Origin of the sequence: Nonomuraea sp. NPDC001831 (genome assembly GCF_042892035.1) — a bacterium.
Lineage (GTDB): Bacteria > Actinomycetota > Actinomycetes > Streptosporangiales > Streptosporangiaceae > Nonomuraea.
In genome coordinates, this window is sequence record NZ_JBIATU010000004.1 from 393,902 (window position 1) to 420,440 (window position 26,539).

The following is a 26,539-nucleotide window of genomic DNA, read 5'->3' on the forward strand; positions in this document are numbered from 1 at the left end:
ATGCCGATCCCCAGGATCGAACCGTACGCCATGCCGTCCGAGCTCCCGGCCAACCGGGTCGACTGGCGGCCCGATCCGCGCCGGGCCGTGCTGCTCGTGCACGACATGCAGAACTACTTCCTGCGCGCCTTCGCCCCCGGCAGCTCGCCGATGGTCGAGCTGATGGCCAACGTGCTGGCGCTGCGCGAGCGCTGCGCCGAGCTGGGCGTGCCCGTCGTCTACTCCGCCCAGCCCGGCGCCCAGAGCGCCGAGCAGCGCGGCCTGCTGCTGGACTTCTGGGGCGCCGGCATCGGCGCCGACCCGCGCGAGGCCGCGATCGCCGACGAGCTGACGCCCGGCGACGGCGACGTGCTGCTCACCAAGTGGCGCTACAGCGCCTACCAGCGCACCGGGCTCGCCGAGCTGATGGCCGGGCAGGGCCGCGACCAGCTCGTCATCTGCGGCGTGTACGCCCACATCGGCGTGCTGATGACCGCCTGCGAGGCGTTCATGCGGGACGTGCAGGCGTTCGTGGTCGCCGACGCCGTCGCCGACTTCTCCCGGCAGCACCACGAGATGGCCCTCACCTACGCCGCCGAGCGGTGCGCCGTCACCACCACGACCACGCGCGTCAGCCGCGCCCTGTCGGGGGCGGTGGCCGGTGTCTGAGGCCGAGGAGCGCCTGCGCGCCCAGATCGCCGGCCTGCTGTACGTCGAGCCCGCCGAGCTCGGCCCGCACGACGACCTGCTGGACGCCGGCCTGGACTCCATCAGGATGATGACGCTCATCGAGGCGTGGAGGCGGGAGGGCCGCGACATCGGCTTCCCCGACCTCGTGGACCGGCCCACCATCGCGGCCTGGGCGGAGCTGCTCACGTGACCGTGCAGACCAGGCCGCTCACGGGCGCCCAGGCCGGGATCTGGCTCGCCCAGCGCCTGGACCCCGAGAACCCCGTCTACAACGCCGCGGACCGCATCGACCTGCGCGGCCCGCTCGACCCCGCCCTCTTCGCGCGGGCGCTGGAACGCTGCCTGGCCGAGGCCGAGCCGCTGCGCCTGCGCTTCACCGCGGAACCCGCCCAGTACCTGCCGGACTACGACTCGCTGCGCGGCTGCCTCACCGTGCTGGACCTGCGCGGCGAGCCCGACCCCGAGGCCGCGGCCGACGCCTGGATGCGGGCCGACCTGGCCGCGCCCGTGGACGTCGTCACCGGCCCCCTGTCGCGGCACGCGCTGCTGCGCCTGGCCGGCGACCACCACGTCTGGTACCTGCGGGCCCACCACATCCTCATCGACGCCTACGCCCTGTCGATGCTGGTCGGCCGGACCGCCGACATCTACACGGCGCTGGCCGACGGGCTGGCGCCAGGGGCGGGGCCGTTCGGGTCGATGGCGGCGGTGCTGGCCGAGGAGGAGGCGTACCTGGCCTCGGAACGGCGGGCCGGCGACCGGGCGTACTGGCTGGAGCGGCTGGCCGGCGCCCCCGAGCCCGCCGGGCTCGCCGGGACGCCCGCGCTGCCGGCCCGCGAGGTCGTACGGCGCCGCGCCGCCCTGCCGCCCCTGCCCCGGTGGGACGACCTGGCCCGCGCCGCCCGCGCCACCTGGGCCGACGTCGCCGCCGCCGGCCTGGCCTGCTACGTCGGACGGCTCACCGGCAGCACCGACGTGCTGGTCGGGCTGCCGCTGATGAACCGCATCGGAGCCGCCGTCCGGGTGCCGTGCCTGACGGTCAACGTGCTGCCGGTCCGGCTGGACGTCCGGCCCGGCCGGACGGTCGGCGACCTGGTGGGCCAGGCCGCCCGCCGGATCGCCGAGGCCCGCCGCCACGGCCGCTACCGCATCGAGGACCTGCGCCGCGACCTGGGACTCGGCGGGACGTCACGGGCCCTGTTCGGCCCGCTGCTCAACATCAAGCCGTTCCCGGCGGAGACGAAGTTCGGCAACGCGACCGGCACCGTCACCAACCTGGCCGCCGGCCCGGTGGACGACCTGGCCGTGGCACTCCTGCCCGACGGCGACCGCCTCACCCTGGAACTCGACGGCAACGCCGCCCACTACGACCCGCCCGCCCTGGCCGCCCACACCCGGCGCCTGGCCGGCTTCCTCACCACCCTGACCGGCGCCTCCCCGGACACCCCCCTCGGCCGCCTCCCCCTCCTCACCGATGAGGACCGCGCGGCCCTCCCCACCTGGCCCGCCCCGCAGACCGGCCGCGCCACCGGACAGACCGACGGGCGGACGGACGGGCGGACCACCGAGCGGACCGAGAGGCGGACCGGCGGGCGGACAGTGGTGGACGCCTTCCTGGAACGGGTCCGGCTGACGCCCGCCGAGACGGCCCTGGTGTGCGACGGCGACAGGCTCACCTACGAGGAGCTGGGCGCCCGGGTGGACCGGCTGGCCCGGCGGCTGGCCGCCGGCGGCGCGGGCCGGGAGCGGGTCGTGGCCGTCGTTCTGCCGCGCTCGGCCGAGCTGGTGGTGGCGCTGCTGGCGGTGCTGCGCAGCGGCGCGGCCTTCCTGCCGGTGGACCCCTCCTACCCGGCGGAGCGGCGCGCCCTCATGCTGGCCGACGCCGCCCCGTCCGTGGTGCTCACCCCCGACTGGGCCGGGGACGCGCCCGGCACGCCGGACCCGCCGCCCCTCCCCGGGCCGGGCGACGCCGCGTACGTGATCTACACCTCCGGCTCCACCGGCCGGCCCAAGGGCGTCGTGGGCACCCACGGCGGGCTCGCCGCCCTCCTGGACTCCCACCGCGAGCGCCTGTTCCCGGACGGTGGTCGGCTGCGCGTCGCGCACACCGCGTCGTTCTCGTTCGACGCCTCCCTGGACCCGCTGCTGTGGATGATCGGCGGCCACGAGCTGCACCTGCTGGGCGAGGACCGCTACCGCGACCCGGAGGCCCTGACCGCCTACGTCCGCGAGCACGGCGTCGACTACCTGGACCTGACGCCGTCCCACCTGAAGGAGCTGCCCGGCCTGCTGGCCGAGCCGCCGCGCGTCGTCGTGGTCGGCGGCGAGGCCGTGCCCGGCCCGCTGTGGCGGACCCTGCGCGAGCGTACGTTCGCCGTCAACCACTACGGCCCCACCGAGGCCACCGTCGACGCCTACACCTGGCTCGGCGACGGCTCGGAAGGGCCCACCGCGGGCTCGTCGGCGCACGTGCTCGACGACGCGCTGCAACCGGCGCCGCCGGGCGCCGCCGGCGAGCTGTACCTGGCGGGGGAGGGGCTGGCCCGCGGCTACCTCGGGCGTCCCGACCTGACGGCCGAACGGTTCGTCGCCGGCCCCGGCGGGTCGCGGCTGTACCGGACGGGCGACCGCGCCCGCTGGGCCGCACCCGGACGGCTGGAGCTGCTGGGCCGGGCCGACGACCAGGTCAAGGTGCGCGGCGTGCGGATCGAGCCGGCCGAGGTGGAGGCGGTGCTGGAGGAGCACCCGTCGGTGGCCGCGGCCGCGGTCGCCGCCCACACCGGCCGCCTGGTCGCCTACATCGTCCCCACCCGGCCCGGCGACGCCGCGCCCGGCGACGGCATGCCTGGCGACGGAATGCCCGACGACGGCCTGCATGGCGATGAGCCGCCCGGTGGCGAGCCGCCCGGTGGCGACCTGCGGACCGGTGGGGAGGTGCTGCGGTTCGCCGCCGCGCGGCTGCCCGCCGGGATGACGCCCGCCCAGGTCGTCACCCTGGAGGCGCTGCCCCGCACGCCCAACGGCAAGCTCGACCGCGCCGCGCTCCCCGCCCCCGAGGCCGGGCCCGCCACCGGCCGGGCGCCCGCGAACGCCGCCGAGGAGAGCATGTGCGCCCTGTTCGCCGAGGTCCTGAACCTCCCGGCGGCGGGCCCCGAGGACGGCTTCTTCGACCTGGGCGGCCACTCGCTGCTGGCCGCCCGCCTCACCGTGCGGATCAGGGAGACCTTCGGCGCCGCCGTGCCGATCAGGGCCGTGTTCGACGCCCCCACCCCGGCCGGGCTCGCGGCCCGGCTCGGCGTCACCGCCGCCCCCCGGCCGCCCCTGCTCCCGTCCCTGAAGGGCGGGCCGCGGCCCGACCCGGTGCCGCTGTCGTCCGCGCAGGCCAGGCTCTGGTTCCTGTACCGGATGGAGGGGCCCGATCCGACGTACAACATCCCGCTGGCGCTGCGGCTCGGCGGCGACGTGGACCGCGCCGCCCTGCGGGCCGCGCTCGACGACGTCGTGGCCCGGCACGAGATCCTGCGCACGGTCTTCCCCGACCGCGACGGCGTCCCCTGCCAGCGGATCCTGGACCGGTACAGCGTCCCGATGCCCGTCTGGCAGCCGGCCGAGCCCGCCGCGGCCATGCGGCGGATCGCCCGCCGCGGCTTCGACCTGGCCGCCGAGCCGCCCTTCCGCGCCCACCTGCTGCGGCTCGGCCGCGACGAGCACGTGCTGATGCTCGTCCTGCACCACATCGCGGGCGACGGCTGGTCGGCGGGGCCGCTGGTCGGGGACCTGAGGGTGGCCTACGAGGCCCGCCGGAGCGGGCAGACGCCGGCGTTCGGGCCGCCGCCCGTCCAGTACGCCGACTACACCCTGTGGCAGCGCGACCTGCCACTGACCGGGCTGGAACACTGGCGGGCCACGCTGGCCGGCCTGCCCGACCGGCTCGACCTGCCCCTCGACCGGCCACGGCCCGCCGTGCTCGGCGGCGATGGCGGCACGGTCCCCGTGGCGTTCCCGCCCGCCCTCATGGCCGAGGTCGAGGCGCTCGCCCGCCGCGCCCGCGCCAGCGTCTTCATGGTGCTGCACGCCGCCCTCGCCGCCCTGCTCACCCGGCTCGGCGCGGGCACCGACATCCCGATCGGCACGCCCGTCGCGGGCCGCGGCCACAGCGCCCTGGACGGCAGCGTCGGCTTCTACGTCAACACCCTCGTGCTGCGCGCCGACACCTCGGGCGACCCGTCGTTCGCCGAGCTGCTGGACCGGGTCAAGGCCGCCGACCTGACCGCGTTCGACCACGCCGAGCTGCCCTTCGACCGGCTCGTCGAGGCGCTCAACCCGCCCAGGTCGCGCGACCGGCACCCGCTGTTCCAGGTCATGCTCGTCCACCAGGACGCCGCCGAGCCGCCCGGCGTCGAGGTCATCCACACCGGGACGGCGAAGTTCGACCTCACCCTGAACGTCGGCCCGTCCGGCGCCGGCTTCCTGGAGTACAACAGCGACCTGTTCGACCGGGCCACCGCCCGCGCCCTCGCCGGCCGGCTGACCCGGCTGCTGGAACAGGCCGTGGCCGACCCGGACCGGCCGCTCGGCGGGTACGACCTGCTCGACGCCGCCGAACGCCGCACCCTGATCGAGGAGTGGAACGGCGACCTGGTCAGCGAGCCCGGCGGCACCCTGCCCGGCCTGTTCGAGGCCCAGGCCCGCCGCACCCCGGACGCCGTCGCCGTGGACGCCTGGACCTACGCCGAGCTGAACGCGCGCGCCAACCGGCTGGCGCACCGGCTCATCGCCCACGGCGCGCGGCCCGGCGCCGTCGTCGCGCTGTCGCTGCCCCGCTCGCCCGACCTGGTGGCGGCGCTGCTCGCGGTGGTCAAGACGGGCGCGGCCTACCTGCCGCTCGACCCGTCCCACCCGGCCGCCAGGACCGACCACATGATCGCCGACGCCGGGCCGGTGTGCGTCGTGGACGCGTCCTGGCTGGGCGACCTCGGCGACTGGCCGGACCACGACCCGGAGCGCGACCTGCGTCCCGGCGACGCCGCGTACGTCATCTACACCAGCGGCTCCACCGGACGGCCCAAGGGCGTGGTCGTCACCCACCACAACGTCGTCCGGCTGCTGTCGGCCACCGACGCCTGGTTCGGGTTCGGCCCCGGCGACGTGTGGACGCTGTTCCACTCCTACGCCTTCGACTTCTCGGTGTGGGAGCTGTGGGGCGCCCTGCTGTACGGCGGCCGCCTGGTCGTGGTGCCGTACGAGACCAGCAGGTCCCCGGGCGACCTGCTCGCCCTGCTGGAACGCGAGCGCGTCACCGTGCTCAACCAGACGCCGTCGGCGTTCTACCAGCTCATCGCCGCCGACGACGGCCGCGACCTGGCCCTGCGGTACGTGATCTTCGGCGGCGAGGCGCTGGAGCCGGCCCGGCTGGCGTCCTGGCGGGCCCGCCGCCCGGACCTGCCGCGCCTGGTCAACATGTACGGCATCACCGAGACGACCGTGCACGTCACCCACCACGTGCTGCCGCCCGGCGAGCAGCACGGCAGTCCGATCGGGCGCGGCATCCCCGACCTGCGGGTCTACGTCCTGGACGACCGCCTGCGGCCGGTGCCGCCCGGCGTGGTCGGCGAGCTGTACGTCGCCGGGGACGGCCTGGCCCGCGGCTACCTCGGCCGGCCCGGCCTGACCGCCGAACGGTTCGTCGCCGACCCCTTCGGACGGCCCGGCACCCGCATGTACCGCTCCGGCGACCTGGCCAGGTGGCGCGCCGACAGCACGCTCGACTACGCGGGCCGCGCCGACCAGCAGGTCAAGGTGCGCGGCTTCCGCATCGAGCCGGGCGAGGTCGAGGCGGCCCTGCTGCGACACCCGTCGGTCGCCCAGGCCGCCGTGATCGTCCGCGAGGACCGGCCCGGCGACCAGCGCCTCACCGCCTACGTCGTCCCACCCGCCTCCGCCGGGACTGCCTCCGTCGGGACTGCCTCCGCTGGGACTGCCTCCGACAGGGCCGCCTCCGTCGGGACCGCCTCCGACAGGGCCGCCTCCGACAGGGCCGCCTCCGTCGGGACCGCCTCCGTCGGGACCGCCTCCGTCGGGACCGCCTCCGACGGGGGCGCCTCCGGAGGCGGCCACTCCGACACGGAGGTCGACGTGGGGGAGGTGCGGGCGTTCGTGGCGCGGGCGCTGCCCGGCTACATGGTGCCGGCCGCCGTCGTCCGGGTGCCCGCGCTGCCGCTCACCGTGAACGGCAAGCTCGACCGCGCCGCCCTGCCCGCCCCCGAGGTCCCCACCGGCGGCGGCCGGCTGCCGGACGGGCCGCGCGAGGAGGCGATGTGCGCGCTGTTCGCCGAGGTGCTCGGCCTGCCCCGGGTCGGCGTGGACGACGGCTTCTTCGACCTCGGCGGCCACTCGCTGCTCGCGGTCCGGCTGGTGGCCAGGGTCAAGGAGGTGTTCGGCGCCGAGGTGTCCGTCGGCGCGCTGTTCGAGGCGCCGACCGCCGCCGCGCTCACCGCCCTGGCGCAGGACGGCGCGCGCACCGACCCGCTGCGCACGCTGCTGCCGCTGCGCGAGTCCGGCTCCCGGCCGCCGCTGTTCTGCGTGCACCCGGCTGGCGGGCTGAGCTGGTGCTACGGCGGCCTCCTCCGGCACGTCCAGGACCGCCCGATCTACGGGCTGCAGGCCCGCCGCGACCACCTGCCCACCTCGCTGCGCCGCCTGGCCGCCGACTACGTGGCCCAGCTCAGGCTGGTGCGCCCGCGCGGGCCCTACCACCTGCTGGGCTGGTCCACCGGCGGGATCATCGCCCAGGAGATGGCGGTGCAGCTCCGGCTGGCCGGGCAGGAGGTCGCGCTGCTGGCCGTCCTGGACGCCTACCCCGCCGAGGGCATGCGCGACCTGCCGCCCTCGGACGAGGCCGAGGCGCTGGAGGCGCTGCTCACGATGGCCGGCTTCGCCCCCGACGCCGCCCTCACGCTGGAGCGGGTGGCGGAGATCCTGCGCCGCGAGTCCAGCCCGCTGGCCGGGCTGCCCGCCGGGACGCTGGCCGAGCTGAAGGACCTCTACCTCAACACCAACCGCCTCGTACGCGCCCTCGACACCCGCCGCTTCGACGGCGACGTGCTGTTCTTCCGCGCCACCGTCGACACGGTGGACGACACCCTGACCGCGGACGCCTGGCGCCCGCACGTCGGCGGCACGATCGAGACGCACGACGTGGCCTGCAGCCACAAGGACATGACCCAGCCGGGCCCGATCGCCGAGATCGCCGCGATCGTCGCCGCCCGCCTCGACCATCTCGACGGAATCGACCACCTCGACCACCTCGACCACCTCGACGGAATCGACCGGCCCGGCGGCCCCGGCCCCCTCGGCGCCGTCGCCAAGACCCAGGAGCACACCCCGTGAACCCCTTCGACGACCCGGACGGCCAGTTCCTCGTCCTGGCCAACGACGAGGACCAGCACTCCCTGTGGCCCTCCTTCGCCGCCGTCCCGGACGGCTGGTCGGTGCGCTTCGGGCCGGACGGCCGGGCCGCCTGCCTGGCCTACGTCCAGGCGTCCTGGACCGACCTGCGCCCCCGCAGCCTGCGCCGGTGAGGGGCCGCGTACTGGCCGCCTACGTCACGGCGATGTGCGTGAGCGGCCTGGACGCGACGATCGTCAATCCGGCGCTGTTCGCCATCGCCGCCGACCTGGGCGTGCCGCCCGCCGCGGCGAACGCCGTGGAGTCGGCGTTCCTGGCCAGCCTCGCGATCGCCATGCCGGTCGCCGGATGGTTGTGCGACCGGTACGGCGCGTCCCGCGTCTTCCTGGCCGCGCTCGCCGCGTTCACGGCGGCCTCCGGGCTGTGCGCGCTGTCGTGGGACCTGGGGGCGCTGGTGTGCTTCCGGGTGCTGCAGGGCGCGGCGGGCGGCGTGCTGACGCCCGCCGGGATGGCCATGTTGTTCGCCGCCTACGCCCCCGAGGAGCGCATGCGGCTGTCCCGGCACATCGTGGTGCCCACCGCGCTCGCGCCCGCGCTCGGCCCGGTGCTCGGCGGCCTGCTGGCCGACACGCTCTCGTGGCGCTGGGCGTTCCTGGTCAACCTGCCGCTCGGCGCGGCGGCCCTGCTCGCCGGCGCCGCCGCCCCACGGCCCGCCCCCGCCCCCGCCCCCGTCACGGGCGGCGGGACGGGCAGGGGCGGGGGCACGGGCGGCGGGACGGGCAGGGGCACCGGGACCGGCGGGGGCACGGGCAGGGGCGGGGGCCGGTTGGACGTGCGCGGCCTGCTGCTGGCCGGCGCCGGGTCCGGTCTGCTGATGTACGGGCTGAACCAGGCCGCCGCCGGCATGTCGCCGCTCGCCTGGGCGGCGCTGCCCGCCGGAGCCGCCCTGGTGTGGGCGCTGGCCAGGTCGGCGCGCGGCACCGAGCTGCCGCTGCTGGACCTCGGGCTGCTGGCCGACCGCGGTTTCCTGCGCGGCGCAACCACCGCCACGCTGTCGGCCGCCGGCCTGCTCGGCATGCTGTTCGCCTTCCCCGTGATGTACCAGGACGCGCTGGCGGCCACGGCCACCGACGCCGGTCTCGTCGTCTTCCCCGAGGCGCTGGGGCTCATGGCCGCCGGGTTCCTGGTGGACCGCGCCTGCGCCCGCTGGGGCGAGCGGCGGGTGGTGGCGGCCGGGCTGCTCGGCGGCGCGGCGCTGTTCGCGTTCCTCGCGCTGGCCGAGCCGGGGCCCTGGACGCTGCGGGCCGTCATGTTCGCGGTGGGCCTGGTGCTCGGGCAGGCCGTGACGGCGGTGCAGGTGTCGGCGTTCACGACGGTCGGGCCGCAGGTGATGGGCCGGGCCATGACCCTGTTCCAGTCGCTGCGCATGCTCGGCGGCGGCCTCGGCGTGGGCGTGTGCGCCGCGGCGGCGGCCCTGGCCGGGTACCGCGCCGCACTGCTGGCCGCGGCGGCGTTCCTGCTGGCCGCCTACGGAACCGCGACACTGCTCCGCCCCACCCCGGCCACCACGCGGGAGGCCGGGGCTACCGGGTGAGTGCCAGGTCGGCGGCCGTCAGGGCGAGCAGGGCGGCTGCCTGCGCCAGCGCGTGGTCGGCCGCCGGGGCCGCCGCGGCGGCCGCGAACGCCGGCTCGTGCGGCGCGGCCCCGCCCGCCCCGATGTCCAGCATGGGATGGACGGCCGGCACGACGTGCGACACGTTCCCCATGTCCGTCACCGCGAACGGCTCACGCTCCACCGGCGTCGGACGGCCCAGCGCGGCGGCGTTGGCCGCGTACAGACCGGCCAGCGCGGCGTCGTCGCGGAAGTCCAGGTAGTCGGGCTCCGGCCGGGTCAGGTGCAGTTCGCAGCCGGTCGCCGTCGCCGCGCCGCGGAAGCAGGACTCCACCCGCGCCCGCAGCTCGACCAGGTCCCGCGCGGCGGCGGCCCTGAGCTCGTAGGAGGCCGTGGACCTGGCCGGGATGACGTTGGGGGCCTCGCCCGCCGAGGTGACCACGCCGTGCACGCGCAGGTCACGCGGGAGCTGCTGGCGCAGCAGGCCGATCGCCACCTGGGCCAGTGTCACCGCGTCGGCCGCGTTGCGGCCCTCGTGCGGGGCGAGGGTGGCGTGCGCGGCCCGTCCGGTGTACTCGGCGTCCAGGGTGCCGAGGGCGAACGAGCGGAACCGGACGGTCTCGAACGGCCCCGGGTGCACCATCATGGCGGCGTCCACGCCGTCGAACACCCCCGCCTCCAGCAGCAGCGCCTTGCCGCCGCCGCGTTCCTCGGCCGGGGTGCCGACGACCCTCACGGTCAGCCCCAGCTCGTCGGCGAACGGGGCCAGCGCCAGGGCCGCGCCGGTCGAGGCGGCGGCGATCACGTTGTGGCCGCAGGCGTGGCCGAGGCCGGGCAGCGCGTCGTACTCGGCGCAGAAGGCCACGGTCAGCGGGCCGCCGCCGAGGGAGGCGGAGAAGGCCGTCGGCAGGCCGCCCGCGCCCGCCGTCACGTCGAAGCCGCCCGCTTCGAGCAGGCCCGCGGTCCAGGCGGCCGCCCGGTGCTCCTCGAACGCGGTCTCGGGATGGGCATGGATCCGGTGGCTGAGCGCGACCAGCTCGGGGGCGAGCGCCTCGGCGCGGCGGCGGATCGCGTCCCTGACGTTCACAGCCAGCCGGCCGCGAGGTCGGTGAGGCCGTCGGCCAGGCCGCCGAGCCAGCAGGCCGGGTCGTGGCCGCCGTTGTACTCGGTGTAGCTCACCTCGTACCCCTGGGCGGCCAGGGTGCGGGCGAAGCGGCGGTTCTCCTCCAGCAGCATCCACTCCAGCCGGCCGGCCTCGACGTGGAAGCGCACCGGCAGCCTCGGGACGGCGGCGTACCGCCGGGTCAGCCGTTCCGGATCCTCGTCGGGCCACCAGTACGACCCCGACTGCGACAGGACGTTGCCGAACCGTCCCGGCGCGAGGAGCGCGGCGTAGGACGCGGTCAGCCCGCCGAGGCTCTGCCCCGCGATCACGGTCAGCCCCGGATCGCCCGTCGCCCCGTACGTACGCCCGGCCCACGGCAGCAGGTCGTCGGCCAGGTAGCGGACGAACGGCTCGTGGCAGGCCAGCTCTCGCAGCCGGGTCGGCCGGTCCACCGAGTCGGGCATCAGCACGACGAGCGGCGGCAGGCGGCCCTCGTTCACCAGGTTGTCCAGGGTGGGCGCGACGCGCCCGGCCCACACCTCGCCGTCCAGCAGCACCACGACGGGAAGGGGACCGGCGGCCGGGCCAGGCGGCGTGTAGACCCACACCCGCCGCCCGCCCGACCGCGCCTGGCCGACCCGGCCGCGCGGCACGCCCGGCCGGCGCTCCCGGTACGGCTGTGGCGGCGCCTGCGGCAGCTCCAGCAGCGAGGACGCACGCCGGTCCGGCGGGCCGGGCACGGTGAGCGGGTTGCCCGGATCCGGCACGGCCGCGCGCATGACCTGGAGCCAGGAGTCCCGGTCCGTGCCCGGTAGCCGGTCGCAGGGCAGGATCTGGTAGCCGGCCCGCAGGTCGGCGTCGAGCTCGTAGGTCAGGTGAAGCAGGTCGCTGCCCGGACGGCGGGTCATGACATGTCGGCTGATGTCGCCCGCGTGCCGGTCGCGGTCGGTCATCGTGTTGATCAGCACGACCGCCTGCTCGCCGCGCGACCTCGGCCGCCACAGGAACGTCACCTTGCACCGGCCGGGCGTGCCGGCGGGCTCGACGATCGGGGTGGTCACGGGTGTCATGTCACGGCCTCCGGTCCGACAGCAGGGTCCACAGCAGGAAGGGGCCGCCCAGGATGCTGGTCACGACGCCCACGGGGATCTCGGCGCCGTCGGCGGCCACGCGGCCGGCCGTGTCGGCGATCACGACCAGCGCCGCGCCGGTGAGCGGCGCGCCGACCAGGGGCAGCCGGGCCGGTCCCGCCAGCCGGGCGGCGACGACGGGCGCGGCCAGGGCCACGAACGCGACCGGCCCCGCCACCCCTGCCGCCAGCCCGGCCAGCACGACGGCCAGCCCCAGCAGGGCGATCCTGGTCCGGCCTGGATCGACGCCGAGCCCGGCGCTGACGTCCTCGTCGAAGCGCAGCACGGCCACCCGGCGGGCCAGCGCGAGCGCGGCCGGGACCAGCACCGCCAGCCCGGCGGCCACGGGCAGGGCGACGGGGTAGCCGCGCCCGGCCAGGCTGCCCACGCTCCAGGAGTGCACGGCCGTGGCCGAGCCGAGCCCCTGCCAGGCCAGCAGCGACTGGGTGAGCGCGCCGGCCAGCGTGGTCAGCGCCAGCCCCGTCACGATGAACCGGTAACCCTGCCGGCCGACGCCGCCCGAGACGGCGAACACCGCCACGGCGGCGGCCAGCGCGCCCACGGGGCCGATCCACCAGTGGGCGAACAGCGTGCCCGAGGCGGACAGCGTCCCGGCGACCATGATGGCGATCACCGCGCCCTGGTTGATGCCCAGCATGTCGGGGGTGGCCAGCCGGTTGCGCGCCAGCGCCTGGGTCAGGCAGCCGGACAGCCCGAGCGCCGCCCCGGCCACCAGCCCCGCCACCACCCGCGGCAGCCTGATCTCCTGGACGAGCAGCACGTGCCCGCCCTCGCCCGCGCCCGCCAGGGCACTCAGCGCCTGCCCGGCCGTCATGCCCGACTGCCCGGCCGCGACCGCCGCCACGACGGCCACCGCGGTGACCGCCAGCAGCGCCGCCGCCGCCACGGACGACCGTACGGGCACCAGCACCGACCAGCCCCGCCCCCGCAGCACCCGCGCGCCGGAGGGCGACAACCCGCCCGCCCGCGCGGTCCTGCGGGCGGGCCACCGCGACGGCCGCGGCGCGCCGGACGGGACGAGGTCGCCGGGCCCGGCGGCCACCGCCCGCGACCGGGCCACCACGACCAGCACCGGCGCCCCCAGGACGGCGACCAGCAGCGCCACGGGCGCCTCGTACGGCCGCACGACCATCCGGGCCAGCACGTCGGCCCCCAGCAGCACCACCGCCCCGGCCAGCCCGGACAACACGATCCGCGACCCCACCCGCCCCCCGCCCAGGGACCTGGACAGGTAACCGGCCAGCAGGCCGAGGAAGCCGATCGGGCCGGCCACCGCGACCGCCGCGGCGCTGAGCAGCGTCACCGCCACCGTCACCCACAGCCGCGTGCGCCCCGGCCGGTGCCCGAGCGCGACGGCCAGGTCGTCGCCGAGCGCCAGCGCCGCCAGCGGCCGGGCCGCGACCGCCGCCATGACCAGCCCCGCCGCGACCGCCGGCGCGATCGCCAGCACCCGGTCCATGGGGATCCCGGCCAGCGAGCCGAGGATCCAGTACCGGTACTGGTCGAACGTCACCGGGTCGGCCACCAGCACGGCCGTGGTGATCCCGGTGAGCGTGGCCGACAGGGCGGCCCCGGCCAGCACCAGCTTCAGCGGCGAGAGCCGGGCCCCGATCGCGAGCACGACCCCGGTGGCCGGCAGCGCGCCGCCGAGCGCCCAGCCCAGGTATGCGCCGCCGGTCTGCGCGCCGGCGGTGACGATCCCGGTCACGACGCCGAGCGCGGCGCCCGCGTTCACGCCGAGCAGCCCGGTCTCGGCCAGCGGGTTGCGGGTGACCGACTGCAGCAGCATGCCCGAGACCCCGAGCGCGGCGCCGACGACGAGGGCGGCCAGCGTCCGGGGCAGCCGCAGCGTGTCCACCACCATGCGCAGGTGGCCGTCACCGCCGCCGCCGAGCAGGTAGTCGAGGACCTGTCCGGGGGCGACCCGGCCCGCGCCGGTGAGCATGGACGCCGCGCACAGGGCCAGCAGCGCGGCGGTGCCGAGTCCGAAGGCCCGGGCTTGCGTAAACATAAGGTAAGGCTAACCTAAAAAAGGTAAGGCTTTCCTAATTTCTCAGCCCGGGAGCTCGAATGGTCCCTCTCCGCAGGCTCGGCGGACTGCTCGTCGCCGCCGCCGCCGTCCTGACCGCCGTGGCGTGCGGCGCGTCCTCCGCACCCGCCGCGCCGGGCGCGTCCGCCGCCGCGCCGGCCGTCCGGGAGGTCAAGGACGCCACCGGCGCCCTGATCAAGGTGCCGGTCGAGCCCAAGCGCGTGGTCACCCTCACCCAGGAGGACCTGGACGCCGTCCTCGCCCTCGGCGTGACCCCGGTGGGCATCACCAACGGCCAGGGCATCGACACGCCGCCCGCCTACCTGGCCGACAAGGTCAAGGGCGTCCCGGTCGTCGGCAACCTGCTGCAGCCGGTCATCGACAAGGTCGTCGAGGCCCGGCCGGACCTCGTCCTCGCCGGCGACCTGCAGGACCAGCAGGTGCTCGACCAGCTCCGCAAGGTCACCCCGGCCACCGTGGTGACGATGGCCCCGACCGACGACTGGAAACTGTCCTTCATGGGCGTCGGCAACGCGCTCAACAAACTGGACGCCGCCAGGAAGGTCATGGCGGACTACGACGCCCGCGTCGCCGCGGCCAAGGCCAGGATCAAGCCGGCCGAGGTGAGCATCGTACGCTGGAACCCGCAGGGCCCGAGCTGGATGGAGAAGCGGCAGTTCGCCGGCTTCGTCGCCACCGACCTCGGCCTGACCCGTCCCGCCGCCCAGGACAAGGACGGCACCGCCCACTCCATGCCGCTCAGCCTGGAGGCGCTGTCGGACATCGACGGCGAATGGCTGTTCGTCTCCACGCTGACCGCCGACGGCGAGAAGACGCTGGAGGAGGTGCGGCGGACGCCCGCGTTCAAGGAACTGAAAGCGGTCAAGGCGGGGCACGTGGTGCCGGTGAACGGCTCGGTCTGGAGCACCCGCGGCGCCCCGCTGGCCGCCGGCGTCGTCCTCGACGACCTGGTCAAGGCCCTCAGCGCGGCCTGAACGAGCCCGGAAGGGGAATTTACCGGCCGCGGCGCGGGTTGGCGGGGATGATCGTCGGCACCTGATGAGGAGAACCCATGAACGACCACCCCGACGCCCCGGCCGTCCGACAGCTCCGGCTGGTCGTCGAGGCGGAGGACTACGAGGCGGCGCTGGCCTTCTACCGCGACGTGCTCGGCCTGCCCGAGGAGGCCGCCTACTCCTCCGGCGACGGCGCCCGCGTGGCCATCCTCGACGCGGGCCGGGCCACCCTGGAGATCGCCAACCCGGCCCAGAAGAAGATGATCGACGACGTCGAGGTGGGGCGGCAGGTGGCGCCCAAGCTCCGGGTCGCCTTCGAGGTGGACGACTCCCGTGCGACCACCGCCCGCCTGGTGGCGGCCGGCGCGGACGAGGTGGCCCCGCCCACGCTCACCCCCTGGCAGTCGCTCAACGCCCGCCTCGACGCGCCCGGCGGCCTGCACATCACCGTCTTCCAGGAGCTCGCCACCCCGGAGGAGCGCGAGAAGCTGGACGGCTTCGGCACCTCCTGACCGGCGCCTCCCAGGCTGCGGCTCATCGGGCTGCGGTTCATCGGGCTGCGGTTCATCGGGTGGTGGGGCGGGCGCGCACGTGCAGGCGCTCGCCCTGCGGGCCGAACAGGGCGAGCACCTCCGTGAGCTCGGGGCCGGGATTGGCGAACGCGTGCGGCACGCGGGTGTCGAACTCGGCCACCTCGCCCGCCGTCAGCACCACGTCGTGCTCGCCGAGCAGCAGGCGCAGCCGCCCGGACAGGACGTAGAGCCACTCGTAGCCCTCGTGGGCCCGCTGCTCGTACTCGCCGTGCGGCCAGCCCGGCGGGTAGATGTGCTTGTACGCCTGGATCCCGCCCGGGCGCCGGCTCAGCGGGATGTACGTCATGCCGTGCCGCGACACCGGCCGCAGGTGCACCCGCGGATCGCCGGTCGGGGGCACGTCGATCAGCTCGTCCAGCGGCACCTGGTGGGCGCGCGCCAGCGACAGCAGCAACTCCAGCGTGGGCCGGCGGCCGCCCGACTCCAGCCGCGACAGCGTGCTGACCGAGATGCCCGTGACCTCGGCGAGCTGGGTCAGCGTCACGCCCCGCCGCTGCCGCAACGCCCGCAGCCGCGGCCCCACCGCCCGCAGGACCTCGTCGAGATCCGGTGTCTCGTCCATGCGGCCCAGCTTGCCATTTCGGCAACGACATTTGTCAACCTGGCCGCGCGGGACGCACAGTGTGCCATCGGCACATCTCTGGAGGAACACGATGGACGACAAGTACGACGTTGTGGTCGTCGGCGGCGGAGCCGCCGGGCTCAGCGGCGCCCTGACCCTGAGCAGGGCCCGCCGCCGCGTGCTGGTGATCGACGAGGGCCGGCCGCGCAACGCGCCGGCCGACGGCGTGCACACCTACCTGGGCCGGGAGGGCACCCCGCCGCTCGACCTCTTGGCCGCCGGCCGCGAGGAGGTGACCGGGTACGGCGGCGAGCTCGTCACCGGCTCGGCCGTGGCCGCCGAACGCCTGGACGCCGGCGGTTTCCGCGTGCGGCTGGCCGACGGGTCCGCGGTCGTGGCGGACCGGCTGCTGGTCACCACGGGCCTGGTGGACGAGCTGCCCGACCTGCCCGGCGTGGCCGAACGGTGGGGCCGGGAGGTGCTGCACTGCCCGTACTGCCACGGGTGGGAGGTGCGCGACCAGCCGATCGGCGTGCTGGCCGCCGGCTCGATCGCCGCCCACCAGGCGCTGTTGTGGCGGCAGTGGAGCGACGACGTGACGCTCTTCACGCACACCGCCCCGCCGCTCGGCGAGGAGGACCGGGCCAGGCTGGCCGCGCGCGGCGTCACCGTCGTCGAAGGGCGGGTCGCCGGTCTGTCGCCGGACTCCGGCCCGCTCACCGGCGTCACCCTGGAGAACGGCGACGTCGTCCCGTGCCGGGCCCTCGTGGTCGCCCCGCGCTTCACCGCCCGCTCGGCCCTGCTGGCCGGGCTCGGCGTCGAGACGGCCGAGCAGCTCATGAACGGGCACGTCATGGGCGTGCACGTGCCCGCCGACCCGGCCGGCGCGACCGGCGTCCCCGGTGTGTGGGTGGCCGGGAACGTGGCCAACCTGGGCGAGAACGTCATCGGCGCCGCCGCCGCCGGGGTCAGGGCGGCCGCGGCGATCAACGCCGACCTGATCGAGGAGGAGACCCGCCGCGCGGTGGCGGCCGCCGCGGGCCCGCCGCTCTCCGGCGAACAGTTCTGGGACGGCCGCTACGGGCAGGCCGACCGGATCTGGAGCGGCAACCCCAACGCGCGCCTGGTCGAGGAGGTCGCCGACCTGGCACCTGGCACCGCGCTGGAACTGGGCTGCGGCGAGGGCGCCGACGCCGTGTGGCTGGCCCGCCGCGGCTGGCGGGTCACCGCCGCCGACATCTCCGGCGTGGCCCTGGCCCGCGCCGCCGCCCACGCCGCGGACGCGGGCGTGGCCGACCGCATCGAGTGGCAGCGCCACGACCTGGCCGAGTCCTTCCCCGAGGGCGAGTACGACCTGGTCACCGCGAGCTACCTGCACTCGCCCGCCGAACTGTCGCGCGAGAAGGTCCTGCGCGCCGCCGCCGCGGCCGTCGCGCCCGGCGGCCAGCTCCTGGTGCTCGGGCACGCCGGCCCCCCGCCGTGGGAGCCCGAGGCCCGCGTCGAGCTGCCCACCCCGCAGCAGGTGCTGGACGCTCTGGAGCTGGCCGAGGGGGAGTGGGAGGTGCTGCGGGCCGAGGAGTTCGACCGCGCCCAGACCGCCCCGGGCGGCACGCCGGCCGTCCGCGTCGACAACGTGCTGAGGATCCGGCGGCGCGGCTGATCCGGGCGCTCAGCGGCGGCGCTCGCGCAGGGCGACGGCCACGTTGATCACGGTGAGGGCGACCAGCATGACGATCGCGGCGATCAGCCCGTCCGGCCGACCCACCAGCGCGATCGTCCCGCCCACACCGAAGATCACCGAGAAGTAGGCCAGGCCCGCGGACATCCCCCGGTGACTGCTGTCCTGGGGGGCGCGCTGGGCGAGCCGCTCCTCGACCTTCCGGTCGATCTCGTGGCCGACCCGTTCCAGGAACGAGTCCACCAGGGCCTGCTCGTAGTCGGGACCCAGCTCCCGGCGCGCGGCGACGGCGGCGCGCAGCTCGTCGTTCGGCAGTTCCGAGGCGCTCATACCCTCGGCTCTACGCCACCCCGGCCGTCGTGTCCAGAGGCCGGGAGGCGTCAGTCGAGGGCCGTCGTCAGCGGGCCGCGGGCGGCCTGCTCCAGCAGGGCGACGGTGCCGGCCAGGTCGGGGAAGGCGTCGATGAAGGCGTCGACCGGGTGCGGGGCGAAGTCGGCGGGCCTGCGCAGCCCGCTCTGCATGCAGGCGACGAACCGCAGGCCCGCGCCGGTGGCCGCCGCCGCGTCGGTGGGGGAGTCGCCCACGTAGAGGCATTCATCGGGGGCCAGGCCGGTGGCGGCCAGCAGCTCGTCGAAGGCGCGCGGGTCGGGCTTGCCGAAGCGGGTGTTGCCGGCGTGGTAGACGGCCGCGATCCGGCCGTCGAGCGCGTGGCCCGGCGCCATCAGGTGCTCCATCTCGGCCTCGTCGCGCGAGGTCAGCAGCATGACCGCGCGCCCGGCCGCGTTGAGCTCGTCGATCGCGCGCAGGTTCTCCGCCGGGACGACGTCAACCAGCCCGGCCGCCACGTACTCGCGCAGCACCGCGTGATGCAGGGGCAGGTAGGCGGCCAGGTCGAGGCCGGGCGAGCGCAGCGGCATGGCCTCGTGCAGCGACCGGCCCCAGGTCGCCACGTGCACCGCCCTGGACATGGGCCCGTGGCCGAGCCGCCCCAGGACCTCGTTCTCCAGCTCGAAGCACGCGGCCTCGGTGAGGCACAGGGTGTCGTCGACATCAACCACCACGGCACGGATCACGGGCCACACCATAACCGGTGGCCGCCTCAGGAGCCGACGGCGGCGGCGCGCAGCGCGCCCGCCAGGTCCGCGACCGGCCCGGGGAGAGGGCCGGGGAGGCGGGCCAGCAGCAGCCGCCGCTGCTCGCGCGGCCCGCCCCGCACCGGCAGCACCCGTACGCCCTCCGGCACGGCCGCGCCCATCGACGCCGGCACCGTGGTCAGCCCGCAGCCGGCCGCCACGAGGGCGAGCTTGGCCAGCCAGTCGCGGACGACGAACACGGTCTCCGGCCGCTCGTCCAGGCCCGGCCACACGCCCAGGGTGGGGCTCTCGCCCGCCGGGGCGGCCGGGCCGGCGATCCAGGGGCGGCCGTGCAGGTCGGCGACGTCCACGTACTCGCCCCTGGCCAGCGGGTGCCCGGCGGGGACGGCCACGCGCAGGCCGCGCTCGGTGAGGATCTCGATCTCCAGCGGCGGCGTCTCGGCGTCCGGGGCGCGGAACGGCGGGGCCGAGCTGAGCAGGGCCACGTCCAGCGTGCCGGCCCGCAACGCGCGCACCAGCGCCGAGCTGCCGTCCTCCCGCCCGGTGACCGCGATGGACGGACGCGTGCGGCGCAGCTCGGCCAGCGCGCGGGGCACCAGCGCGGCCCCCGCGGAGGCGAACCAGCCGAACCGCACGGTCGCCGGCTCGCCGGGCAGCCCGGCCAGCTCCCTGGCCGCGGCGTCGACCTCGTCCACGACGGCCGCGGCGCGGCGCAGCACGAGCCGTCCTGCGGCGGTCAGGCGCACGCCGTCGTGCCGCCGCTCCAGCAGGCGGGCCCCGGCGGCGCGTTCGAGCGCGGCGACCTGCCGGGACACGGCGGACTGCGTGTAGCCGAGTGCGGTGGCCGCCGCGGTGAGCGTGCCCCGCTCGGCGACCTCGCGGAAGACCCGCAGGGCGGTGAGCGACGCGTCGGTGAAGGCCATGACGATCACGCATACCGGACTTGAGGAACTTTCGCTACCCGAATGCCCTCGGCCGCTCCTAACGTGACCGGTGCCGGGAGCGCGCACCGGCCCGCAGAACCACTCCCCGAAGGAGCACCCATGAGCACCACCCCGAAGGTCGCCCTGGTGACCGGCGCGACGCAGGGGCTCGGACTGGCCCTCGTCGAAGGGCTGGCCCGCCGGATGACGCCGGACGACACCGTCTACCTCACCGGGCGCGACGCCGCCCGCGTGGCCGCGGCCGTGGCGGCGATGCCGGCGACCGGCGCCCGCGTCCGCGGCGAGCTGCTCGACGTGGCCGACCCGCGGGCCGCCGCCGAGCTCGCCGGCCTGCTGCGCGAGCGGCACGGCGGCGTGGACGTCGTCGCCGGCAACGCCGTCATGCGCGTCGGCCCGGACGACGACATGCGCGCCCTCATCGACGCCTACACCGAGGTGAACAACTTCGGCACCACCCGGCTCCTGCGCGCCTTCGCCCCGCTGGTCCGGGACGGCGGCAGGATCCTGGTGGTCGGCAGCTCGCTGGGCACGCTGCACCACCTGGCGCCCGTCCTGCACGACCGGTTCGACGGGCTGACCACCCTGGCGGAGGTGGACGCGCAGGTGGCCGCCTGGCGCGACGCGGTCAAGGACGGCAGCGCCCGCGCCCAGTCCTGGCCGGGGTTCGTCAACATCCCGTCCAAGGTCTGGCAGGTCGCCGCGGTGCGGGCGCTGGCCGGACAACGGCGGGACGACGACGCCCGCCGCGGGATCCTGCTGGCGGCCGTCTGCCCCGGGATGATCAACACGCCGACGTCCGGCCTGTGGTGGGACGTCAGCGGCGCGCCTTCGCCGGAGCAGGCCGCCGTCCCGCTGCTCGACCTGGCCCTCGGCCCGGTGGACCCCGGCCACTACGGGGAACTCGTCCGGTTCGGGCGGGTTCTCCCGTGGCGGCCGGAGCGGCGGGCGGCTAGTTGATCGTGACGATCGTCCCGGCGCCGTTGGGGTACTCGACGTAGCCGGTGTTGACGCGCTGGGTCGCGCCCGTCCAGGACGCGGTCAGCGTGAACGGCGTGCCGGCGGTCGCCTTCGGGCGGGCCGGCGTCACGGTGAGCGCGCCACGCGCGTGGCCCGCCTCCACGATGTCGGCCTGGGTGGTGAACGCCGTGGACGTGGTCCCCGGCAGGTCACCGAGGCTGAGCACGATCAGGGTGTGCCTGCCGGGCCGCGGGCGGGAGAGCGCGGCGCGGTGGTCGCCGTCCGGGCTGGACAGCCAGGCCTCGAACTCGCGCCCGCCGGCGCCCTCGTAGACGAGCAGGCCGCCCACCTGGGCCTCCGGGTTCGCCGCCTTGATGCGGAACGCGGCGGCCCTGGCGCCCTCGGGCACCGTGATCGGGATCTCGCGGCCCCACACCTCGTCCTGGCTCACCGTGCCGGGCGTCTCGGCTCCCGAGACCGGCCCGTACGGGGTGACCTGGAACTTCTTCAGCCCCGGCGTCACCTCGAAGGAGAGCGAGCCGGCCGCGCCCGAGCCGCGCACCTCGGCGGGCGCCCTGGCGCTCAGCGGCGTGGCCACGATCGCGCTGCGCACGCTGATGCCCGCCCCGGTCCAGGTGAGCCGCCCGGCGGCGGTCCCGCCGGTGGCCTCGGGCAGCGTCTCCAGCGTGACGGTGAACTCCCTGGCCTGGCCGGCCTCCTTGAACACCAGCGTGGACGGCTTGACCTTCGCCCTGAACCCGGGCACCTCGATCGAGGCGTGGTAGACGCCCGGCGTGAGCGCCGTCACCCGGCGGGTGACCGTGCGCGAGCCGAACAGCTCGGCCACCGCGATCGTCGGGTAGTTCAGGTCGGAGGCGGCCAGCGGCGCGACGCCGGTGCCGGTGGCCACGCCGAGGCCCTCCAGGAACCCGTACCAGTCCTTCGGCCCGGCGTCGTAGACCAGGCCGGGGGTGAACATGCGGGACGGGTCCACGTGCCCGGCGCCCTGGGCGAAGACGTCCGGGGTCCTGGTGTCGTAGGCGGTGGTCATCATGGCCGACTTGATCGCCATCGGCGACAGCTGGGGATGCCGGCCGAGGTAGAGGGCGGCCAGGCCGGCGATGTGCGGGGTGGCCATCGAGGTGCCGGAGTAGAAGTCGAAGTCCTTGCCGTCGTTGCCGGGCGGCGCCACGGCGGCCAGGATCGCCGCGCCGGGGGCGGTGACGTCCGGCTTGAGCAGGTCGCCCTTGGCGGACAGGGCGGGGCCGCGCGAGGAGAAGCTGGTCACCTCGGGGTAGGCCACGCCGTCGGCGGGGGCCGGGAGCAGCGTGGCCGTCGCGCCCGGCGTGGCCGCGTACGCCGCGATCCTCCCGGCGTCGGGGGCGTCCACGTGCACGGTCGGCACGGCGTGCAGGTCGGCGTCGGTGGACTGCGGGGTCGGGTTGCCCAGCACCATGCCCACGCCGCCGGCCCGCCTGACCTCGGCCGACTTGTCCACGCGGGCCGTCGTCCCGCGCGCGCAGTAGACGATCTTCCCGGCGGCCCTGGCCGGGTCGAGCGAGCCGGCCGCGCACACCTCGGCGTCGGCGTCGGCCGCCTGGCCGGCCTTCACCGACACGGCGGTGACCAGCGGCACGGGGCCGAGCGGCGCGACGACCGAGGTGCTGATGCCCCGGTAGGCGGCGCCGTCGCCGAGCCGGACCTCGCCCCGGCGGGGCGCGATCGTGCCGGCGGCGACGGTCGTCGTCCAGGGCGCGGTGTTGTCCAGCGTGGAGGCGTCGGGGCCGGAGTTGCCGCCGGCGGTCGCGACGAAGACGCCGGCCTGGGCGGCGGCCAGGAAGGCGAGCTGGATCGGGTCGTCGGCGGGCGATTCCGACATCGCGCTGCCGATCGAGTAGTTGATCACGTCCACGCCGTCGGCCACCGCCTGGTCGATGGCCGCGATGAGGTCGGAGCTGAAGCCGCCCGTCGTGCCGCCGTCCTTGCCCTGCCACAGCGCCTTGTAGACGGCGATCGCCGCGCCCGGCGCGACGCCGGACACCGTGCCGAAGTCGATGCCGTTCGCGGCGGCCGGGACGCCGTGGTTCCCGGCCGCGGTCCCGGCGGTGTGCGAGCCGTGGCCCTGGGCGTCGCGCGGTGAGGCGAAGTCGTCGCGCTGCTGCGGCGGGGTCTGCCGCAGCCACTGCTCGCCGAAGTAGCGGGCGCTGACCAGCTTGCCGTTGCACAGGTCGGCGGTGAAGCGCTCCCCGGTCTGGCAGCTGCCGGTGAACGTTCCGCCGTCGGCCTTCTCCATGACCGTGGCGCCGTCCTTGAGATAGGGACGGTACGGGTCGGCGCCGCCGGGCGGCTCGGTGCCGAGGGCCGGGCCGGCGAAGGACGGGTTCTCCGGCCAGATGCCGGTGTCGACGACGCCGACGACCACGCCCTTGCCCGCCTTGCCGGTGCCGCCGAGGGCGGCCCACAGGCCGCGGTCGCCGGACAGGCGCAGGAAGTCGGTGGAGTTCCGATCGTCCAGGGCCTTGTGCAGGACGTCCGGGGTGACCGAGAGCACGCCCCGGGTGGCGTGCAGCCGCAGGGCCTGGGCCGGGGTGAGGTCGGCGGTGAAGCTGTTGGAGGCGACCACGTGGTGGGCGGTGGCGGACGCGCCGACGCTGCGGGCCACCTCGTCCTGCCGGGTGGTCAGGCGGTCGCGGTAGCGCCTGGCGTGGGGGCTGGTGGTGTCCACCTTCCTGCCCTTGCCGCCCTTGGTGGGCGCGATGCCGGTGACGCCGCCGTCGTAGGTGGCCAAAGGCGACTCGGTCAGGGTGACGACGTAGGGGGACGGGCCGGGAGAGGGGGCGGCGGGCGGGGCGGCTGCCGCTGCGGGCCCGGCCACGGCCGGGACGGCGGCGGTGACCGCCAGCGCGGCGGCCAGTGCCAGTGCGCGGTGAACGCGGGTGTTGCGGGACATTGCTCCTCAAGGGGGACGAGCCTGGTCACCCGTCCGGGGAGGATCACCGGAGGGCCGCCTTGGAGTCAAGCGTCCAGTGGAGATCAGTGTCGAGATATAGTGCTGACATTTTCGGCCACGTGACCAAAAACGACATTTTCGGAAGGTGCTTTGTGGCGGACGGCTCTGTGCTCGGCGCGGTGGGCCTGTCGGACTTCGACGAGCGGCTCTACCGGCTGCTGCTGCGCGGGCCCGGCCTGCGCACGTCCCAGGCCGCGGCCGCGCTGGAGACCGGCCCCGCCCGGGTGCGCGCCGGGCTGGCCCGTCTGGCCGACGCCGGGCTGTTGCGCCGCACCGGACCCGGCCGGTACGAGGCCGTGCCGCCGGAGGCGGCGATCGAGTGGCTGGTGGACCGCCGGCGCCTGGAGACCGAGGCGCGCCTCGCGGCGGTCCGGACGGTCGTGTCGGACTTCGCCCAGCTCTACCACTCCGGCCGGATGGGCTCCGGGCCCGCCGGGGTCGTGGAGGTGCTGGCCGGCGAGGAGGCCGTCAAGCGGGTGATCACCGAGTTGCAGCGGACGGTCGGCGTGGAACTGCTCGGCTTCGACCGTCCGCCCTATGTGGGCCGCCCCGACGACTCCCACGACACCAACGAGTCGGAGCTGGCCGGCACCCGGCAGCTGCTGGCGCGCGGCGTGGACATCCGGGTGGTCTACTGCGCCGAGTCCCTGGACCGGCCCGGCCGTCTGGAGACGCTGATCCGGCTGGCCGAGGAGGGCGAGCGGTCCCGGTTCGTCGCGCACCTGCCGTTCAAGCTGCGCATCGCCGACCGCAGGATCGGCCTGTTCCCGCTGGTGGACGGCGTCTACGACAACATCGCCCTGCTGCACCCCTCGCGGCTGCTGGACGCCCTGGTCGAGCTGTTCGACGTCTACTGGGAGCGCGGCCGGCCGCTGGCCGGGCTGCCGCAGGCGGCGCAGGAACGCCCGGCGGAGGCGGACCTGCTCGTGCTGCGTCTGCTCAACGCCGGGCTCAAGGACGAGGCCATCGGCCGTCATCTCGGCGTCAGCCCCAGGACGGCCACCCGCAAGATCGCCGCCGTGGTGGAGAGCCTCGGCGTGACCAGCCGCTTCCAGGCGGGCGCGGAGGCGGCCGCCCGCGGCTGGCTCTGATTCCCTACCGCCTTCCATATCGCCGCACTTCGCTCGATCTTCGCTTACTGTGCATCTCGGGGGGTGCGCTGCGGGAGAATGATCCTCGCCGCGCGCCGGTGCACGGCCGGCGGGAAGCAACGGGGGAACACGGAGGATGACGTCGAGGATGAGTGCTCAGACGCAGGAGCATCTCGGCCCTTACCGGGTGATCAGGAAGATCGGCGAAGGCGGCATGGGGGTCGCCCACCTCGGTCTCGACGGCGCGGGCCGCCAGGTCGCGATCAAGGTGCTGCATCCGCACGTCGCCGCCGACCTCAAGGCGCGTGACCGCCTGGTGCGCGAGGTGGAGACCATGCGCCGGGTGCGCAGCCGGTACGTCGCCGAGGTCGTCGACGCGGAGTTCGACGCCCACCGGCCCTACGTCGTGACGCGCTTCGCCGACGGGCGCACGCTGGAGCAGGCCGTCCTGACCGACGGCCCCCTGGAGCCCCACGCGGTCGTCAGGCTCGCGCGCGGGCTGTGCCAGGCCCTGGTCGACATCCACGCGGCCGGCGTGATCCACCGCGACCTCAAACCGGCCAACGTCATGCTGGTCGGCGGCGAGCCGCTGGTCATCGACTTCGGCATCGCCCACCTGGTCGACGCGGCCCGGCTGACGCAGTCGGGCATGTTCGTCGGCACGCCCGGCTACCTGGCGCCGGAGATCATCCGGGCCTCGCAGGTCACCCCGGCGGCCGACGTGCACGCGCTGGCCTCGACCGTGTTCTTCGCCGCCACGGGGCTGCCGCCGTTCGGCACCGGCTCGTTCGAGGCCGTCTGCTTCAACACCATGGAGGGACGGGCGCGGCTCGACGAGGCGCCCGCGTGGCTGCGCGGCTGGCTGGCCGGCGCGCTGCGCGTCGACCCGGCGGCCCGGCCCGTCGCCCGGGAGCTGCTGCGGCAGGCCGGGGCGCTCGACCCCGGCGGCCGCCCGCTCGCGCCCGAACCGCCCGCCGCGAGCACGCTCACCATGGACGCCGTCTCCGCCCTGCTGCCGCCGGTCGAGTACGCGCCGCGCGGCCACCACGAGCAGCCGGCGCCGCCCGCACCCACCGTCCACGCCGACCGGCAGTGGGAACGCCCGCGGCCCGCCCCCGAGCCCGCCGCCCCCGCCGAGCCGTTCGACCTGCGGCGGTTCGTGACCAGCAGCGCGTTCGTCGGCGTGCTGGCGCTGGTGACGCTGTCGGCCACGACCGTCGTCACGCCGGTCGTCGGCGGCCTGCTGGCGGTGGCGCTCTCGCTGGCGCTGCGCGTCGCCGACCACTTCCTGTCCGAGGAGCGGCCCACGCCGTCCCGCGCCGCGCTCGTGGGCATGGGGAGCCTGCTGCTGTCGCTGGCCTGCGGCCTGGGCGTGGCCGGCCTGCTGGAGGCGGCCGGATCGAGCACCAGCCACGCCGAGGCCCTGGCGGCGGGCGCGTTCACGCTGGGGCTGTTCGTGCTGCCCGGCGCGGGACCCGCGCGGCGCAGGGCCGCCCGCGTGCTGGCCCGCCTGCTGCCCGGCCGCAGCGCGACCGTGGTGACGGTGGCCGTCATGGGCCCGATCGCGCTGCTGGCGACGATCGCCGCGCTCCTCCAGAGCTGACCGGCCCGGCTGACCGGC

18 protein-coding genes and 3 pseudogenes are annotated in these 26,539 nt (G+C 76.0%); 13 read left to right on the plus strand and 8 right to left on the minus strand.

Annotated features, from left to right (window positions below; all coding sequences use genetic code 11):
- From ACFYYW_RS16990 to ACFYYW_RS17020, 7 genes and pseudogenes are all read left to right on the plus strand, one after another.
- The gene (locus ACFYYW_RS16990; protein WP_387649683.1) at positions 1-648 is read left to right on the plus strand and encodes an isochorismatase family protein; all 648 of its coding nucleotides are present in this window, start codon (positions 1-3) and stop codon (positions 646-648) included.
- Complete coding sequence (locus tag ACFYYW_RS16995; protein WP_387649685.1) at positions 641-859, plus strand: phosphopantetheine-binding protein; 219 nt, start codon at positions 641-643, stop codon at positions 857-859. Before ACFYYW_RS16990 ends, ACFYYW_RS16995 begins: the two co-directional genes overlap by 8 nt.
- A 2-nt stretch (positions 860-861) precedes the next feature.
- A pseudogene (locus tag ACFYYW_RS17000) lies at positions 862-3,426 on the plus strand (amino acid adenylation domain-containing protein); the annotation flags it as partial.
- A 174-nt stretch (positions 3,427-3,600) separates the two neighbouring features.
- Positions 3,601-6,936 (plus strand): annotated as a pseudogene (locus tag ACFYYW_RS17005) (amino acid adenylation domain-containing protein); the annotation flags it as partial.
- A gap of 57 nt (positions 6,937-6,993) precedes the next feature.
- Positions 6,994-8,058 (plus strand): annotated as a pseudogene (locus tag ACFYYW_RS17010) (thioesterase domain-containing protein); the annotation flags it as partial.
- On the plus strand, positions 8,055-8,249 hold the full coding sequence (locus ACFYYW_RS17015) for an MbtH family protein (protein WP_358297748.1): 195 nt from the start codon (positions 8,055-8,057) through the stop codon (positions 8,247-8,249). The pseudogene ACFYYW_RS17010 and the gene ACFYYW_RS17015, both read left to right, overlap by 4 nt.
- Positions 8,246-9,670 (plus strand): MFS transporter, encoded by a 1,425-nt coding sequence (locus ACFYYW_RS17020; RefSeq protein WP_387649688.1) that lies wholly within the window; start codon positions 8,246-8,248, stop codon positions 9,668-9,670. Before ACFYYW_RS17015 ends, ACFYYW_RS17020 begins: the two co-directional genes overlap by 4 nt.
- Here the strand turns inward: ACFYYW_RS17020 and ACFYYW_RS17025 are convergent.
- The 3 genes from ACFYYW_RS17025 to ACFYYW_RS17035 are packed head-to-tail and all read right to left on the minus strand — an operon-like array spanning position 9,660 to position 13,955.
- Positions 9,660-10,775, minus strand: a complete 1,116-nt coding sequence (locus ACFYYW_RS17025; protein WP_387649691.1) for an amidohydrolase — start codon at positions 10,773-10,775, stop codon at positions 9,660-9,662. The genes ACFYYW_RS17020 and ACFYYW_RS17025 overlap by 11 nt on opposite strands.
- Positions 10,772-11,854: an enterochelin esterase gene (fes, locus tag ACFYYW_RS17030; protein WP_364418251.1), complete on the minus strand. Its 1,083-nt coding sequence runs from the start codon at positions 11,852-11,854 to the stop codon at positions 10,772-10,774. The genes ACFYYW_RS17025 and fes overlap by 4 nt, the downstream gene beginning before the upstream one ends.
- Positions 11,855-11,864: 10 nt before the next feature.
- A complete protein-coding gene (locus ACFYYW_RS17035; RefSeq protein WP_387649694.1) occupies positions 11,865-13,955 on the minus strand; it encodes an iron chelate uptake ABC transporter family permease subunit in 2,091 nt (696 codons plus the stop codon).
- Positions 13,956-14,014: 59 nt separating this feature from the next.
- On the opposite strand from ACFYYW_RS17035, the gene ACFYYW_RS17040 reads away from it, so the two are divergent.
- Positions 14,015-14,968: an ABC transporter substrate-binding protein gene (locus ACFYYW_RS17040; RefSeq protein ID WP_387649697.1), complete on the plus strand. Its 954-nt coding sequence runs from the start codon at positions 14,015-14,017 to the stop codon at positions 14,966-14,968.
- 77 nt (positions 14,969-15,045) lie between these two features.
- Positions 15,046-15,501, plus strand: a complete 456-nt coding sequence (locus ACFYYW_RS17045) for a VOC family protein (protein WP_364418245.1) — start codon at positions 15,046-15,048, stop codon at positions 15,499-15,501.
- A 52-nt stretch (positions 15,502-15,553) separates the two neighbouring features.
- Here the strand turns inward: ACFYYW_RS17045 and ACFYYW_RS17050 are convergent, their stop codons facing one another.
- Positions 15,554-16,144, minus strand: coding sequence for a helix-turn-helix domain-containing protein (locus ACFYYW_RS17050; protein WP_387649700.1), 591 nt, complete (start codon positions 16,142-16,144; stop codon positions 15,554-15,556).
- Between the two features lie 91 nt (positions 16,145-16,235).
- Between ACFYYW_RS17050 and ACFYYW_RS17055 the strand changes: the two genes are divergently transcribed.
- Positions 16,236-17,804 carry an FAD-dependent oxidoreductase gene (locus ACFYYW_RS17055; protein ID WP_387649703.1) on the plus strand — a complete coding sequence of 523 codons (1,569 nt, stop codon included), beginning with the start codon at positions 16,236-16,238 and terminating at the stop codon, positions 17,802-17,804.
- A gap of 9 nt (positions 17,805-17,813) precedes the next feature.
- On the opposite strand, the gene ACFYYW_RS17060 is transcribed toward ACFYYW_RS17055, so the two are convergent.
- From ACFYYW_RS17060 to ACFYYW_RS17070, 3 genes are read right to left on the minus strand one after another with little or no spacing between them, the layout of a single operon-like run.
- The gene (locus ACFYYW_RS17060) at positions 17,814-18,152 is read right to left on the minus strand and encodes a hypothetical protein (RefSeq protein ID WP_387649706.1); all 339 of its coding nucleotides are present in this window, start codon (positions 18,150-18,152) and stop codon (positions 17,814-17,816) included.
- Between the two features lie 50 nt (positions 18,153-18,202).
- Positions 18,203-18,895: an HAD family hydrolase gene (locus ACFYYW_RS17065; RefSeq protein ID WP_387649709.1), complete on the minus strand. Its 693-nt coding sequence runs from the start codon at positions 18,893-18,895 to the stop codon at positions 18,203-18,205.
- Positions 18,896-18,921: 26 nt separating this feature from the next.
- Positions 18,922-19,839, minus strand: coding sequence for a LysR family transcriptional regulator (locus tag ACFYYW_RS17070; protein WP_387649711.1), 918 nt, complete (start codon positions 19,837-19,839; stop codon positions 18,922-18,924).
- 120 nt (positions 19,840-19,959) lie between these two features.
- Here ACFYYW_RS17070 and ACFYYW_RS17075 point away from each other — a divergent pair, with 120 nt between their 5' ends.
- Positions 19,960-20,817 (plus strand): SDR family NAD(P)-dependent oxidoreductase, encoded by an 858-nt coding sequence (locus tag ACFYYW_RS17075; protein WP_387649714.1) that lies wholly within the window; start codon positions 19,960-19,962, stop codon positions 20,815-20,817.
- On the opposite strand, the gene ACFYYW_RS17080 is transcribed toward ACFYYW_RS17075, so the two are convergent.
- Positions 20,810-23,767, minus strand: coding sequence for a S8 family serine peptidase (locus ACFYYW_RS17080; RefSeq protein WP_387649716.1), 2,958 nt, complete (start codon positions 23,765-23,767; stop codon positions 20,810-20,812). The two genes, ACFYYW_RS17075 and ACFYYW_RS17080, sit on opposite strands and share 8 nt — an antisense overlap.
- Positions 23,768-23,919: 152 nt before the next feature.
- Between ACFYYW_RS17080 and ACFYYW_RS17085 the strand changes: the two genes are divergently transcribed.
- Positions 23,920-24,918 (plus strand): hypothetical protein, encoded by a 999-nt coding sequence (locus ACFYYW_RS17085; RefSeq protein WP_352326451.1) that lies wholly within the window; start codon positions 23,920-23,922, stop codon positions 24,916-24,918.
- 148 nt (positions 24,919-25,066) lie between these two features.
- Complete coding sequence (locus ACFYYW_RS17090; protein WP_387649719.1) at positions 25,067-26,521, plus strand: serine/threonine-protein kinase; 1,455 nt, start codon at positions 25,067-25,069, stop codon at positions 26,519-26,521.
- Positions 26,522-26,539: the final 18 nt, after the last annotated feature.

Excerpts from the sequence above, each read along its gene's own strand:
- ACFYYW_RS17070 (WP_387649711.1), bottom strand. The coding sequence starts at position 19,839 with ATGGCCTTCACCGACGCGTCGCTCACCGCCCTGCGGGTCTTCCGCGAG.
- ACFYYW_RS17045 (WP_364418245.1), top strand. The coding sequence starts at position 15,046 with ATGAACGACCACCCCGACGCCCCGGCCGTCCGACAGCTCCGGCTGGTC.
- ACFYYW_RS17055 (WP_387649703.1), top strand. The coding sequence starts at position 16,236 with ATGGACGACAAGTACGACGTTGTGGTCGTCGGCGGCGGAGCCGCCGGG.
- ACFYYW_RS17080 (WP_387649716.1), bottom strand. The coding sequence starts at position 23,767 with ATGTCCCGCAACACCCGCGTTCACCGCGCACTGGCACTGGCCGCCGCG.
- ACFYYW_RS17035 (WP_387649694.1), bottom strand. The coding sequence starts at position 13,955 with ATGTTTACGCAAGCCCGGGCCTTCGGACTCGGCACCGCCGCGCTGCTG.
- ACFYYW_RS17050 (WP_387649700.1), bottom strand. The coding sequence starts at position 16,144 with ATGGACGAGACACCGGATCTCGACGAGGTCCTGCGGGCGGTGGGGCCG.
- ACFYYW_RS17040 (WP_387649697.1), top strand. The coding sequence starts at position 14,015 with ATGGTCCCTCTCCGCAGGCTCGGCGGACTGCTCGTCGCCGCCGCCGCC.
- ACFYYW_RS17060 (WP_387649706.1), bottom strand. The coding sequence starts at position 18,152 with ATGAGCGCCTCGGAACTGCCGAACGACGAGCTGCGCGCCGCCGTCGCC.
- ACFYYW_RS17075 (WP_387649714.1), top strand. The coding sequence starts at position 19,960 with ATGAGCACCACCCCGAAGGTCGCCCTGGTGACCGGCGCGACGCAGGGG.
- ACFYYW_RS16990 (WP_387649683.1), top strand. The coding sequence starts at position 1 with ATGCCGATCCCCAGGATCGAACCGTACGCCATGCCGTCCGAGCTCCCG.
- ACFYYW_RS17090 (WP_387649719.1), top strand. The coding sequence starts at position 25,067 with ATGAGTGCTCAGACGCAGGAGCATCTCGGCCCTTACCGGGTGATCAGG.